Consider the following 14,493-nt stretch of genomic DNA (forward strand, 5'->3'; position numbering starts at 1 on the left):
TTTATCACGTAACAGAAGCCGGGGCTTACGGTAACGAAGCCCCGGTTTTTTTGCCCCTGAAAAACCCCACCGACCGACCTAACCCCTTGTTTTATTGGGGCTCGCAAAAGTTGGCACGCACCCTGCTATATGTTTAGTACAAGAACAATAACAAGCAATGCAAAAGACAATAAAAATAAGACGAATCGACTCACGCACAATAAAAACAAGACGGCGAGAGGCGCAGCTAACTGATTCTTTTGGAGAGGCGTTGTATTTGGGGCTTGCCCCACGACCAGGCCGAGAATAATAAAAAACTGTCACTCAGACAGTGCCTGAACTGGTTGGATCGCAAGATCACTGCAGCACAGCGACCAAAGCAATCCGTTTGCTCTTGGCTCCCGATTGGGAGGGTCATGAAGGAAAATCTTCATGGCGAGGGCACTTAACAAAAACAAAAAGCCCGAAACCAATAATAAAAATAGAGCATGCAACTACTTCTTGGGGAGCTTCGGCTCCCCTTGTAGTTTCTGGCGTTTACGCGACAGCAATTGCCAACCCCCGTCCGACCTGTAGCAGCTGTCGAGCAACGCGAGGCTGCGTTGGCTCGTGTAGCAGCTGTCGAGCCTGCGAGGCTGCGTTCGGCTGCGCAGCAGTCGTAATACAGACGACCCGTTTCATCTGAAACACCGCAATGACGACGGCTTCGCCGCCGGACGCAGCCTCGTGTTGCTCGTCAGCGGCTACACGGATAGCGTCTGCCAGATATCCCCTTCAGCTGCTTGCGCAGCTTCCTACACCATCCCTCGACTAAATGCTAGAATCCCCGCCCATCATGCGGTCATTCTTCTGTTATGGCCGAACATTCCTTCAAACAGTGCATCCCATGCTGAAGAAGCTGTTCCAGTCATTCCGTTCTCCCAAGCGTCATACGCAACACATTCGCAGTACGCCTGAAGTGCTCAACAGCGGCCAACACTCGCTGCAAAAGGCGCAATTCAGCCGTTACGCGGTGAATATCGTCGAACGCCTGCAGAACGCCGGTTATCAGGCTTACCTGGTCGGCGGCTGCGTGCGTGACATGCTGCTCGGCATCACGCCCAAAGACTTTGACGTTGCCACCAGCGCCACACCTGAACAGGTGCGTGCCGAATTCCGCAACGCGCGGATCATCGGCCGTCGATTCAAACTGGTGCACATCCACTTCGGTCGAGAAATCATCGAAGTCGCGACCTTCCGCGCCAATCACCCGCAAAACGACGAGGAAGAAGACAGCAACCAGTCTTCCCGTAATGAAAGCGGGCGCATCTTGCGCGACAACGTCTATGGCACGCTGGAAGAAGACGCGCAACGCCGCGACTTCACCATCAACGCCCTCTACTACGATCCGGTCAGCGAGCGCATCCTCGACTACGCCAACGGCGTACACGACATCCGCAATCACCTGATCCGCTTGATCGGCGATCCGAAGCAGCGCTACCAGGAAGACCCGGTGCGGATGCTGCGGGCCGTGCGTTTTGCCGCCAAGTTGAATTTCGGTATCGAAAAACACAGTGCCCTGCCGATTCGCGAACTGGCACCGATGCTGCGCGAGATCCCGTCGGCCCGTCTGTTCGAAGAAGTGCTCAAGCTGTTCCTCTCCGGCCACGCCGCGGACACCTTCGAGATGCTGGTCGACTTGCAACTGTTCGATCCGCTGTTCCCGGCCAGTGCCGAGGCGCTGGAATACAACCCGACGTACACCCACACCCTCATCAGCGAAGCGCTGATCAACACGGACCTGCGGATCAAGCAGAACAAACCGGTGACCCCGGCGTTCCTGTTTGCCGCCCTGTTGTGGCCTGCCCTGCCGGCTCGCGTATTGCGCCTGCAAGAACGCGGCATGCCGCCGATTCCGGCCATGCAGGAAGCGGCTCACGAGCTGATTGCCGAACAGTGTCAGCGCATTGCGATTCCAAAACGCTTCACCATGCCGATCCGTGAGATCTGGGACATGCAAGAGCGCCTGCCACGCCGCAGCGGCAAGCGTGCCGACCTGTTGCTGGACAACCCACGCTTCCGCGCCGGTTACGACTTCTTGCTGCTGCGCGAAAGCGCCGGCGAGCAGACCGATGGCCTGGGCGAATGGTGGACGGACTATCAGGACGCCAATGACAGCGAACGTCGCGACATGATCCGCGACCTCAGCGGCAAGGACGACGGCACCGGCGCACCCCGCAAACGTCGCCGCAGCGGTGGCGCCAAGCGCAAACGCGCTGCCGGCGCACCGAGCGTCTCGGGCGAGTAAATCCATGGAACGCATCTACATCGGCATGGGCAGCAATCTGTCTGCCCCCGCCGAACAATTGCGCAGCGCCGTCCAGGCGCTGGCGCAGTTACCGCAGACCGGACTGGTCGGTGTTTCCGCGTTTTATCAAAGCGACTCGCTGCTGCCAGGCCAACCGCGTTACACCAACGCGGTGGCGGCCCTCGACAGCACGCTTGCGCCACTGGAATTGCTTGATGCGCTGCAAGCCATCGAGAACGAGCAAGGCCGCGAGCGTCTTGAGCGCTGGGGCCCACGCACGCTGGATCTCGATATCGTGTTGTTTGGTGATCGGCTGATCGACGAACCCCGCCTCAAAGTCCCCCACTATCACCTGCAGGAACGGGCCTTTGTCCTGTATCCACTGGCCGAACTGGCTCCGGCAGATCTGCGCTTGGCCGATGGCCGCAATCTGAAGGATTTACTCGCAGCCTGCCCGTTCGTCGGCCTGGAACGCCTCTCCAAAAATTGACAAAAATCCCCTGTGGGAGCGGGCTTGCTCGCGAATGCGGTGTGCCATTCAGCATCAACATTGACTGACACACCGCATTCGCGAGCAAGCCCGCTCCCACATTGATTTTTGTGTTGAAGCCAAAATCTACTGCTGAATCGCATCAGTTACCCCGGTAACACCTCTGTCGTAACAATGCGGTAACACATGCAATTGACTTCCCGAGTTCTCCTCACGACTATAGGCGTCCCGCTGCCGCCAACACGGCGTTGAAGGGCGCAATCCAGGCCGTAAAAGCACGACAACAGACCGTGCGCCTGTATTTAACGAAGAATCACGCGCGTTACTCGCAGTAGTTTCCACAGCGCCTGAATGAGGAACTTTTCATGCCAGCCATCACCCTGACCACGCTGCAAGGTCTCAAGCAAAAAGGTGAAAAAATCACCATGCTGACCTGCTATGACGCGACCTTCGCCCACGCCTGCAATGAGGCCGGTGTCGAAGTGTTGCTGGTGGGCGACTCCCTCGGCATGGTTTTGCAAGGTCACGACAGTACCCTGCCCGTGACGACCGCCGAAATGGCTTACCACGTCGCAGCGGTCAAACGCGGCAACACCGATGCGTTGATCCTCGCCGACTTGCCGTTCATGGCCTACGCCACCACCGAACAAGCCATGACCAACAGTGCCCTGTTGATGCAGGCCGGCGCGCACATGGTCAAGGTAGAAGGCGCACTGTGGCTGTCGGACTCGATCCGCCTGCTGGCCGAACGCGGTATCCCGGTGTGCGCACACCTGGGGCTGACGCCGCAATCGGTGAACATCCTGGGCGGTTACAAAGTCCAGGGGCGTAACGAAAACCAGGCCAGGCAGATGCGCGCCGATGCCATCTCACTGGAACAGGCTGGCGCCGCCATGTTGCTGCTCGAATGCGTGCCCAGCGAACTGGCCGAAGAAATCACCCAGGCCGTGAAGATTCCGGTCATCGGGATCGGCGCCGGCAGCGGCACTGACGGCCAGGTCCTGGTCCTGCACGACATGCTGGGCTTGTCGATTACCGGTCGTGTGCCAAAGTTCGTGAAGAACTTCATGACTGGACAGAACACCATTCAAGCAGCCCTGAGTGCTTACGTGACCGAAGTCAAAGCGGCGACTTTCCCAGGCATCGAACACGGATTCTCTGCATGAACACCGTAAAAACCGTACGCGAACTGCGGGCCGCCGTGGCCCGTGCCCGCAGCGAAGGCAAGCGCATCGGCTTCGTGCCGACCATGGGCAACCTGCACAGCGGTCATATTGCACTGATTACCAAAGCCTCCCAGCGGGTGGATTTCGTGGTCGCGAGCATTTTCGTCAACCCGCTGCAATTCGGCGCTGGCGAAGACCTCGACAAATACCCGCGCACCCTCGCCGCCGACCAGGAGAAGCTGCTCCAGGCCGGTTGCCACTTGCTGTTCGCGCCAGCCGTTGAAGAAATGTACCCGGATGGCATGGCCGGCCAGACTCGCGTCAGCGTTCCACTGCTGTCTGAAGGCCTGTGCGGCGCCAGCCGGCCGGGGCACTTTGAAGGTGTGGCGACGGTGGTCAGCAAGTTGTTCAACATGGTCCAGCCAGACTTGGCGATCTTCGGCCAGAAAGACTTCCAACAACTGGCGGTGATCAAATCCCTGGTGCATGACCTGAACATGCCGATCCAGATCATTGGCGAACCGACTGTCCGTGCAGCCGATGGCCTGGCGCTGTCATCGCGCAATGGTTTTCTCAGCGAAGAACAGCGTGCCGTGGCGCCCGTGGTCTATCGCACGCTGAGTTCGATTGCCGAGGCAATCAAGCAAGGTGAGCGGGATTTCCCGGCGCTGATCGACGCACAGATCAAACAACTTGAAACCGCCAGTTTGCGTCCCGACTATCTGGAAATCCGCCAGGCGCTGACCTTGCGCCCGGCGATGCCAGAAGATCGCGACCTGGTGATTCTGGTGGCCGCGTTCCTCGGCACCACGCGGTTGATCGACAACCTGCACCTGAACCTCGACGCCCCCGTCTAAACACCACCAAACCCTATGGGAGCCGAGCTTGCTCGCGATAGCGATCTGGTATTCAACAATGATGTTGAATGTGCGGGCCTCATCGCGAGCAAGCTCGGCTCCCACGGGTTTTTTGGTGGCTCTGAAGATTGCATTTCAGCTGTATTGCCGCCCACAAACCCTTCGGGCAAACTGCCCGCCGTTCGATTCCGACCTGGGGAAACACTCATGCACGCCATCATGCTCAAGGCCAAGCTGCATCGCGCCGAAGTCACCCACGCTGTCCTTGATTACGAAGGTTCCTGCGCCATCGACGGCGAATGGCTGGACTTGTCCGGCATCCGTGAATACGAGCAGATCCAGATCTATAACGTCGACAACGGCGAACGCTTCACCACCTACGCCATTCGTGGCGAAGAAGGTTCGCGCATGATCTCGGTCAATGGTGCCGCAGCCCACAAGGCCAAGGTCGGTGATCGCGTAATCATCTGTGCTTACGCTCATTACAGCGAAGCCGAATTGCTCAACTTCAAACCGCGCATGCTCTACATGGCGCCGGGCAATGAGCTGAGCCACACCAGTAACGCCATTCCGGTTCAGGTCGCCTGATCGCACCGAAGCGTTGCCGACCCTCCGTTTGTCGGGTTGTTCCTGACTTCGATGTTAAAAAAGTACAGGAAACAGGTCAGACAAAGTCAAGACAGATCAAGGCGCGGGGTTTACTGTAGTCGCCCTGCGCCATGAGATCGTGTCGACGCAGTTGACCGGACGCGCCACCCCAGGCGCTCCGGGATTTTTAGTGTTCAAAAGGCCGTTCAAGTAAAAAGGAAACCCGCAGCGATGGCGTACTACCGCACCCCTCACGACGTTACCGCTCTGCCCGCCTGGCAAGCGTTGAATGATCACCGCCAAGCCATGCAGGATTTCAGCATGCGCGAGGCCTTCAATGCCGACCCGCAGCGTTTCACTCAATTCACCCTTAGCAGCTGCGGTCTGTTTCTCGATTACTCGAAGAACCTGATCACCACCGAGACCCGCAATCTGCTGGTGGGTCTGGCCAACGAAGTCGACCTCAAGGGCGCGATCAAATCGCTGTTCGAAGGCGAAATCGTCAATGCGTCCGAAGGGCGTCCGGCCCTGCACACCGCACTGCGCCGCCCGGTTGGCGACAAGCTGTCGGTCAATGGCGTCAACGTGATGCCGGAAGTGCACAAAGTACTGAACCAGATCACCGACCTCGTGGGCCGCATCCACGACGGCTTGTGGCGCGGTTACACCGAGAAGCCGATCACTGACGTGGTGAACATCGGCATCGGTGGCTCGTTCCTCGGCCCGGAACTGGTGTCCGAAGCCTTGCTGTCCTACGCCCAGAAAGGCGTGCGTTGCCACTATTTGGCAAACATCGACGGCAGCGAATTCCACGAACTGGCCATGAAGCTGCGCGCCGAGACCACGCTGTTCATCGTCTCGTCGAAATCTTTCAACACCCTCGAAACCCTGAAAAACGCCCAGGCCGCACGCGCCTGGTACCTGGCTCAGGGCGGCTCGGAAGCCGAGCTGTATCGCCACTTCATCGCCGTTTCCAGCAACAATGCAGCGGCCGTGGCCTTCGGCATTCGTGAAGAAAACATCTTCCCGATGTGGGACTGGGTCGGCGGTCGTTACTCGCTGTGGTCGGCCATCGGTTTGCCGATTGCCCTGGCCATCGGCATGTCCAACTTCAAGGAACTGCTGTCCGGTGCCTACACCATGGACCAGCATTTCCAGACCGCGCCGTTCGAGCAGAACATGCCGGTACTGCTGGCCTTGCTCGGCGTGTGGTACGGCAATTTCTGGGGTGCACAAAGCCACGCCATCCTGCCGTATGACCACTACTTGCGGAACATCACCAAGCACTTGCAACAGCTGGACATGGAATCCAACGGCAAGAGCGTGCGTCAGGATGGCACGCCAGTGTCCACCGACACCGGTCCGGTGATCTGGGGTGGCGTCGGCTGCAACGGCCAACACGCCTATCACCAGTTGCTGCACCAAGGCACCCAACTGATCCCGGCCGACTTCATCGTGCCGATCGTCAGCTTCAACCCGGTGTCCGACCACCACCAGTGGCTGTACGCCAACTGCCTGTCGCAAAGCCAGGCGCTGATGCTCGGCAAGACCCTCAGCGAGGCCGAAGTCGAACTGCGCGACAAAGGCATGAGCGAAGCCGATGTGCAGAAACTCGCACCGCACAAGGTGATCCCGGGCAACCGCCCGAGCAATACCCTGGTGGTCGAGCGCATCAGCCCGCGTCGTCTCGGTGCATTGGTGGCCATGTACGAACACAAAGTCTTCGTGCAAAGCGTGGTCTGGGGCATCAACGCCTTCGACCAGTGGGGCGTGGAACTGGGTAAAGAGTTGGGCAAAGGCGTCTACAACCGCCTCGTCGGCAGCGAAGAAACCCCGGCTGACGATGCTTCGACCCAAGGTCTGATCAACTACTTCCGCGGTCGTCACCGCGGTTAACACCCCACTCCCGTAGGAGCCGGGCTTGCTCGCGATGAACGATGACGCGGTGTACCTGATACACCGCGACGTCTGCATCGCCAGCAAGCTCGGCTCTTACAGCGGCGGTGCAAGGCTTGAACCCACCCGCTACTCGGCGCATCTTTATCCTTGTCGCAAAACAAGCATAAGGAACCGTCATGTTCGATATCAGCACGTTCCCCAAAGCCGATGCCGTCCGCCGGGCTGCGCATTTGAGTCAAGACGACTACCAGCGCCTGTATCGCGAATCCATCGAACACCCCAGTACGTTCTGGGCCGAACAAGCCACGCGCTTTCTCGACTGGAGTACGCCGTGGGACAGCGTCCAGCGCTATAACCTGAAAACCGGTGAAGCGAGCTGGTTTGCCGGCGGTCAGTTGAACGTCAGTTACAACTGCATCGACCGTCATTTGAAACAACGCGGCGATCAAATCGCGATCATCTGGGAAGGCGACGATCCCGCCGAATCCGCGCAAATCACCTACAAAAAACTCCATCACAACGTCTGTCGCCTGGCCAACGTGCTCAAGAGCCGCGGCGTGAAGAAAGGCGATCGCGTCTGCATTTACATGCCGATGATCCCCGAAGCCGCTTACGCCATGCTCGCCTGTACGCGCATCGGAGCGGTGCATTCGGTGGTGTTTGGGGGTTTCTCGCCGGACTCCCTGCGCGACCGGATTCTCGACGCTGACTGCCGCACGGTAATCACCGCCGATGAAGGCGTGCGTGGCGGTAAATTCGTGCCACTCAAACACAACGTCGACAAGGCCCTTCAGAGCTGCCCGAACGTCAGCACGGTCATCGTCGTCGAGCGCACCCAGGGCGATGTGAACTGGGTTGAAGGCCGCGATCTCTGGTATCACCAGGCCTTGCGTGATGTCAGCGACGACTGCCCGCCGGAACCGATGGACGCCGAAGATCCGCTGTTCATCCTCTACACCTCCGGCAGCACCGGCAAACCCAAAGGCGTGTTGCACACCACTGGCGGCTACCTGCTGCAAGCAGCGATGACCTTCAAATACGTGCTCGACTACCGTGATGACGAAGTGTTCTGGTGCACCGCCGATGTCGGCTGGGTCACCGGCCACAGCTACATCGTCTACGGTCCGCTGGCCAACGGCGCAACCACGCTGATCTTCGAAGGCGTACCGAGTTACCCCAGCACCTCGCGTTTCTGGCAAGTCATCGACAAGCACCACGTCAACATCTTCTACACCGCGCCCACCGCCCTGCGCGCCTTGATGCGTGAAGGCCGCGAACCGTTGCAGGAAACGTCCCGCGCAAGCCTCAGATTACTCGGCACTGTTGGTGAGCCGATCAATCCGGAGGCGTGGGATTGGTACTTCAATGTGGTCGGCGAGCAGCGTTGCCCCATCGTCGATACCTGGTGGCAGACCGAAACCGGCGGCATCATGCTCAGCCCGCTGGTCAGCGCGCAACGAATCAAACCCGGCTGCGCCACGCAACCGATGTTTGGTGTACAACCGGTGTTGCTCGATGAAACGGGCAAGGAAATCAAAGGCGCCGGCAGCGGCGTGCTGGCGATCAAGTCCAGTTGGCCGGCACAGATCCGCAGTGTCTACGGCGACCCGCAACGGATGATCGACACCTACTTCAAGCCCTACCCCGGTTATTACTTCACCGGCGACGGCGCGCGACGCGATGAGGACGGCGATTACTGGATCACCGGGCGCATCGACGACGTGATCAACGTCTCCGGCCACCGCATCGGCACTGCCGAAGTGGAAAGCGCCCTGGTGCTGCACGACAGCATCGCCGAAGCCGCCGTGGTCGGTTATCCCCACGACGTCAAAGGCCAGGGCATCTACGCCTTCGTCACGCCCATGAACGGCACCGACCCCAATGACGAACTGAAGAAGGAATTACTCGACCACGTCAGCAAGGACATCGGCAGCTTCGCCAAACCGGACTTGATCCAGTGGGCTCCGGCCTTGCCTAAAACCCGGTCGGGCAAGATCATGCGGCGTATTCTGCGCAAGATCGCCTGCAATGAGCTGGACAGCCTGGGCGACACCTCGACCCTGGCCGACCCGAGTGTCGTTCAGGGCTTGATCGACAAACGCCTGAACCAATGATTTGTTGTTGCATCCCACCCGCGCGGCCAGCGATGGCCGCGCCTTTTTCGCCACTGAGTCGCCATGGAATTCATCCGTACCCGCATCGAAACCCAAATCATGAGCCTGAGCGGTCTGTCACTGGGCAAGCTCGATCTGGAAAATCCCAAAGGTGATCCCGGCCTGTTCGGCCCCGACTCGGTGAGTTGGCAAGTGCACGGCGATTTCAGCAGCATGCTCATTGGCGGCATCAGCGCCCTGATGCTGCAAGCCCTGCATCCACTGGCGCTGGCCGGGGTCTGGGATCATTCGAATTTTCGCGAGGACATGCTCGGCCGACTGCGCCGCACCGGGCAGTTCATCTCTGGCACCACGTTTGGTTCGCGAAAGGATGCCGACTGGCTGATCGAGAAAGTCCGCACCATCCACCTGCAAGTCACCGGTACGGCACCGGACGGACGCCCCTACGCCGCCAGTGATCCAGACTTGCTGACCTGGGTGCATGTGGCCGAGGTCAGCAACTTTCTCGCCGCGCATTTGCGTTACCGCAATCCGGCGCTGTCGCTGGCCGATCAGGATCGCTACTACGCAGAAATCGCCATCGTTGCCGAACGCCTGGGTGCCCGCGATGTACCCCGCTCGCGACAGGCCATTGCCGATTACCTTGCGCGCATTCGCCCTCAGTTGCTGTGCGACGAACGCAGCCGGGAAGTGTTGCGGTTGCTGCTGAGCGCGCCCTCCCCCAGCCGTTTGGCCAAGCCTTTTGGCGGTTTGATGATGCAGGCGGGTATCGATCTGCTACCGGACTGGGCCAGTGCCATGCTCGGCGTCAGCCAGAATCCACTGCAACGCAAACTGATCCGCGCCAGCGTCAACCGCAGTGCACCGATGCTGCGCTGGGCAGTGCGCAATGGCTCGGTGCAGCGGGCGAAGCGGCGGATGGGGCTGTTGACCTGACGATTGATCGTTCCAACGCTCCGCGTGGGAACGATCAGTGGCTCGGGATCAGGTGCAATGCTGTTAAACTCCCGCGCCAAATTCCCTCCTGCAAGGCGCCCAGCATGTCTTCCTTGAATCAGGCGCTGCGCGCCGCCCTCGAACATCGCCAGGACCTGCTTGCCGAACTGCATCAGCAAGGCACCGATTGCTATCGCCTGTTCCACGGCAGCCAGGAAGGCGCCGGCGGCCTGACCATCGACCGCTATGGTCCGCAACTGCTGGTGCAAAGCTTTCACCAGTCTCTGGAACGCGACGCCCTGCTGCAATTGCACGACGCCATAAATCAACACCTGGGCCTTGAAACCCTGTTGGTCTACAACGACCGCTCCCGTGGCAATTCGCGCATCGACCGCGAAGACACCGTCTACCAGGCCGATGAAGCCGCGCTTCAGGATCTGGTCGGCCACGAGTGGGGCCTGAACTACCGGGTTCGCGGGCGCCATGCCGGCCAGGACCCGTTGCTATTCCTCGACCTGCGCAACACCCGTGGCTGGGTCAAAGCACACAGCCAGAACAAAAGCGTGCTCAATCTGTTTGCCTACACCTGTGGCGTCGGGCTGAGTGCGGCGGCCGGGGAAGCCCGCGAGGTGTGCAACCTGGATTTCGCCGAGGGCAACCTGGCAGTCGGCCGTGAGAATGGGCTGCTCAATCCGCAATTGCCCACCATGGAATTCATCCAGTCCGACTACTTCCCGGCGATCCGCCAACTGGCGGGGCTGCCCATCAGTCAACGCCGTGGGCAGAAATTGCCGAGTTATCAGCGCCTGGAACAGCGTCAATATGACCTGGTGCTGCTCGACCCGCCCGCCTGGGCCAAGAGTGCTTTCGGCACCGTCGACCTGCTACGCGACTACCAGAGCCTGCTCAAACCCGCGCTGCTGACCACGGCCGACAATGGCGTGCTGATCTGCTGCAACAACCTGGCAAAGGTCAGCATGGACGACTGGCGTGAACAGGTATTGCGTTGCGCCGAGAAAGCCGGGCGACCGGTGCGCGAATGGACCGTCATGAAGCCCGGCGCTGATTTCCCGTCGATGGATCAGCAGCCGCCGCTGAAAACGCTGATTCTGCAGCTCTGACATTCACCCAAAAATTCAGACAAATCCTGCAAAGCGTGGTTACTTCGGAACTGCAATCGCATGCCATACTCCAAGGCACTCCGATTCAGACAGATGAAGCCGCACATGCCCAAAGGATTGATTCGCGCTATCGGCGCCTTGTTGACTGCTCTGGCTCTCTACAGCTTGCTGGGGTTTCTGATTTTACCGGGCATCGCCTTGCGGGTTGCCAACCAACAATTGGCCAACTACGCCACGGTGCCCGCCCACCTCCAGCGTATCGAACTCAACCCGTTCAGCCTTGAAGTGACCCTTTGGGGCCTGGTCATCGGCGAGCCGGGCAAGGAACAGATCGGCTTCGAACGCCTGTACGCCAACCTGCAAATCGACAGCCTCTGGACCAAGGCCGTGCATCTGTCCGATATCGAACTGGACAAACTCAAGACTGAAATCCTCTTCGGCAAGGACGGCAAGCTCAATCTGCTTGGGCTGTTCAAACTGCCAGCAAGCGAACCCACCCCCGCCGACCCGGATGCCAAGCCGTTTCCACTGCGCATCGAGCGGATCCAGCTGGCGGGCGGCGCCTTGCACTTTGAAGATGCCCGGCCCAGCGAACCCATCGAGTTTCTCTACGACAAACTCGACTTCGAGCTGAAAAACCTCAGCACCCTGCCCGAAGACAGCGCCGACATGACCTTGGTGGCCATCGGCCCCAACGGCGGACAGATCGACTGGACCGGCAACTTCAGCCTGATCCCGCTCGCCTCCGAAGGTAAGCTGAAAATCACCGATGGCAAGATGAAAGCCTTCTGGCCCTATGTCCGCGACGCAGTCCCCCTGGACCTCGAAAGCGGCATCATGAGCCTCAGCACCGACTACAAGCTCAATCTGTCCAAGGAAACCGAACTGCTGTTGAGCAATGTCGCTGTCAGCGTCGCGCCTTTCGCGATCAAGGCCCCCGACGGGCGGCCGCTGGTGAAGCTCGAACGATTGGACATCAGCGACACCACCGTGGACCTGGCCAAGCAACAAGTGGTGGTCGGCAAAGTCCGCAGCCACAAACTGGAAACCTGGGCCGCCCTCGAAGCCGACGGGCAACTTGACTGGCAAAAACTGTTCGCCAGCCAGCCATCCAAACCCGCTGCCAAAGCCAAGGCCGAACCGGCCACTACACCCGCGGCTGCCGACTCACCGAAACCGGAACCTGCGCCACCGAGCAAACCGTGGCAAGTGCTGCTCAAAGACGTGCAACTGCGCGATTACCAGGTGCACCTGGCCGACCGCAAGGCGCAACCCGCCGTCGCGCTGGAAGTGGGCCCGTTGAACCTGGACCTGCAGAATTTCGACAGCCTCAATGGCTCGCCTTTCAATCTCAAGCTCGACACCGGCCTGGGCAAGCAGGGCAAGGTGTTGGCAGACGGCGTGGTCAATCTCGCCCCGATCAGCGCCAAACTGAAGGTGCAGACCAAAGACATCGACCTGCGTGTCGCCCAGTCATACATCACCCCGTTCATTCGCCTGGAACTGCGCAGCGGCATGCTCGGCAGTGATCTGGCAGTCGATCTGAAAAGCACCGAGCCTCTGGCGTTCAGCGTCACCGGTCGCGCTCAGGTCGATCAGTTGCACACCCTCGACACCCTGAAAACCCGGGACTTTCTCAAGTGGCAGCAGGTGGTGGTCGAAGGCCTGAACTATCAACACGGTGACAGCCTGTCGATCGACAAGGTCAACCTGTTCCAGCCCTATGTGCGCTTCATGATCAATGAAGATCGCACCACCAACATTGATGACTTGTTGATCCCGCAACCGCCCGACACCGGCGCGAAAACCACCGCGGCCAAACCGGCCGGCAACGGCAAACCACTGGGCATCCACATCGGCGGCATTGCCATCAATGACGGTTCGGCCAACTTCGCCGACTTCAGCCTGACCCCGAACTTCGCCACCGCTGTGCAACAGCTCAACGGGCAGATCGGCACCATCGACAGCCGTCAGCCAAAACCGGCCAGCGTTGATGTGAAAGGCAAGGTAGATCGTTATGCACCCGTGACGATCAAGGGCGCAGTCAATCCATTCGACCCGATGGCCAGCCTCGACATCGCCACCAGTTTCAAACGCGTTGAGCTGACCACGCTCACCCCTTACTCCGGCAAATTTGCCGGGTATCGCATCCGCAAGGGCCGGCTCAATCTCGACGTGCATTACCTGATTACCAAAGGTCAGCTCAAGGCCGAAAACAAAGTGGTGGTCGAGCAATTGCAGCTAGGGGAAAAAGTCGACAGCCCGGATGCCGTGAGCCTGCCGTTGAAGCTGGCGATTGCCTTGCTCAAGGATGTCGACGGCAAGATTTCCATCGAATTGCCCGTCACCGGTGACCTCAATAATCCGCAGTTCAGCGTCATGCCGATTATCTGGCAAACCCTGCGCAACCTGATCGTCAAGGCGGCCGCTGCGCCGTTCAAAATGATTGGCGGGCTGGTCAGTGGCGGCGGTTCCGAAGACTTGGGCAGCGTGTCATTCGCGCCGGGTTCAAGCGACCTGGGCAAGGATGCCGAAGCGGCATTGGTCAAACTGTCCAACGCCCTGAAGGAACGCCCGGCCCTGCGCCTGGAAATCGAAGGCACGGCGGCGGCGAGCAGCGATGGCCCGCTGATCGCCGAGCAACGCCTGGAACGGGAATACCAGTACAACTACTACAAAATGCTCCAGCGTCGTGGCGACAAGGTGCCAGCACAGGCCTCATTGCTGGATGTTCCGGACAACGAGAAAGGCCCGCTGCTGGAAGGCATCTACCGCACCCGCCTGAAGACCCAGCCACCCGCCGAATGGAAGGACCTGGGCAAGGAAGATCGCACCGCAAAAATGCGTGCGGACGTGATCAAGTTCTGGAGTACCAGCGATGTGCTGTTGCGTCAGTTGGGTCAGGACCGCGCCAGCAGCATCAAGGATTATCTGGTCGACAAGGGCCAGTTGGCCGATGACCGCGTGTACTTCATCGACGCCAGCCTTGGCGAAGCAGAAAGTGATGGCCGGGTGGTGACGCCGATGCATCTGGACGCCGAGTGAAGGTCAGGCGA

Annotated in this window: 10 protein-coding genes; all 10 read left to right on the forward strand. The window is 59.6% G+C overall.

Translation table 11 applies throughout. From position 1 onward, the window contains the following. Positions 1-865: 865 nt before the first annotated feature. The 10 genes from AB4N76_RS09500 (at position 866) to AB4N76_RS09545 (ending at position 14,482) form a co-directional block, all read left to right on the forward strand. The gene (locus tag AB4N76_RS09500; RefSeq protein ID WP_046028499.1) at positions 866-2,266 is read left to right on the forward strand and encodes a polynucleotide adenylyltransferase PcnB; all 1,401 of its coding nucleotides are present in this window, start codon (positions 866-868) and stop codon (positions 2,264-2,266) included. 4 nt (positions 2,267-2,270) lie between these two features. Beyond that, complete coding sequence (gene folK / locus AB4N76_RS09505) at positions 2,271-2,756, forward strand: 2-amino-4-hydroxy-6-hydroxymethyldihydropteridine diphosphokinase (RefSeq protein WP_077431256.1); 486 nt, start codon at positions 2,271-2,273, stop codon at positions 2,754-2,756. 365 nt (positions 2,757-3,121) lie between these two features. Beyond that, positions 3,122-3,922: a 3-methyl-2-oxobutanoate hydroxymethyltransferase gene (gene panB, locus AB4N76_RS09510; protein WP_046028502.1), complete on the forward strand. Its 801-nt coding sequence runs from the start codon at positions 3,122-3,124 to the stop codon at positions 3,920-3,922. Then, positions 3,919-4,779, forward strand: a complete 861-nt coding sequence (gene panC / locus AB4N76_RS09515) for a pantoate--beta-alanine ligase (protein WP_460164411.1) — start codon at positions 3,919-3,921, stop codon at positions 4,777-4,779. The genes panB and panC overlap by 4 nt, the downstream gene beginning before the upstream one ends. Before the next feature lie 207 nt (positions 4,780-4,986). Next, positions 4,987-5,367: an aspartate 1-decarboxylase gene (gene panD / locus AB4N76_RS09520; protein WP_003228271.1), complete on the forward strand. Its 381-nt coding sequence runs from the start codon at positions 4,987-4,989 to the stop codon at positions 5,365-5,367. Between the two features lie 231 nt (positions 5,368-5,598). After that, positions 5,599-7,263, forward strand: coding sequence for a glucose-6-phosphate isomerase (pgi, locus tag AB4N76_RS09525; protein ID WP_046028504.1), 1,665 nt, complete (start codon positions 5,599-5,601; stop codon positions 7,261-7,263). Positions 7,264-7,442: 179 nt separating this feature from the next. Next, the gene (gene acs, locus AB4N76_RS09530) at positions 7,443-9,380 is read left to right on the forward strand and encodes an acetate--CoA ligase (RefSeq protein WP_046028505.1); all 1,938 of its coding nucleotides are present in this window, start codon (positions 7,443-7,445) and stop codon (positions 9,378-9,380) included. A gap of 63 nt (positions 9,381-9,443) precedes the next feature. Continuing rightward, positions 9,444-10,316 (forward strand): oxygenase MpaB family protein, encoded by an 873-nt coding sequence (locus AB4N76_RS09535; RefSeq protein ID WP_046028506.1) that lies wholly within the window; start codon positions 9,444-9,446, stop codon positions 10,314-10,316. Positions 10,317-10,420: 104 nt separating this feature from the next. Beyond that, a complete protein-coding gene (locus AB4N76_RS09540; protein WP_046028507.1) occupies positions 10,421-11,437 on the forward strand; it encodes a class I SAM-dependent rRNA methyltransferase in 1,017 nt (338 codons plus the stop codon). A 60-nt stretch (positions 11,438-11,497) separates the two neighbouring features. After that, positions 11,498-14,482 carry a DUF748 domain-containing protein gene (locus AB4N76_RS09545; RefSeq protein WP_109786280.1) on the forward strand — a complete coding sequence of 995 codons (2,985 nt, stop codon included), beginning with the start codon at positions 11,498-11,500 and terminating at the stop codon, positions 14,480-14,482. The last annotated feature ends 11 nt before the right edge of the window (positions 14,483-14,493 follow it).

This window comes from Pseudomonas sp. S2_F03 (assembly GCF_054668335.1).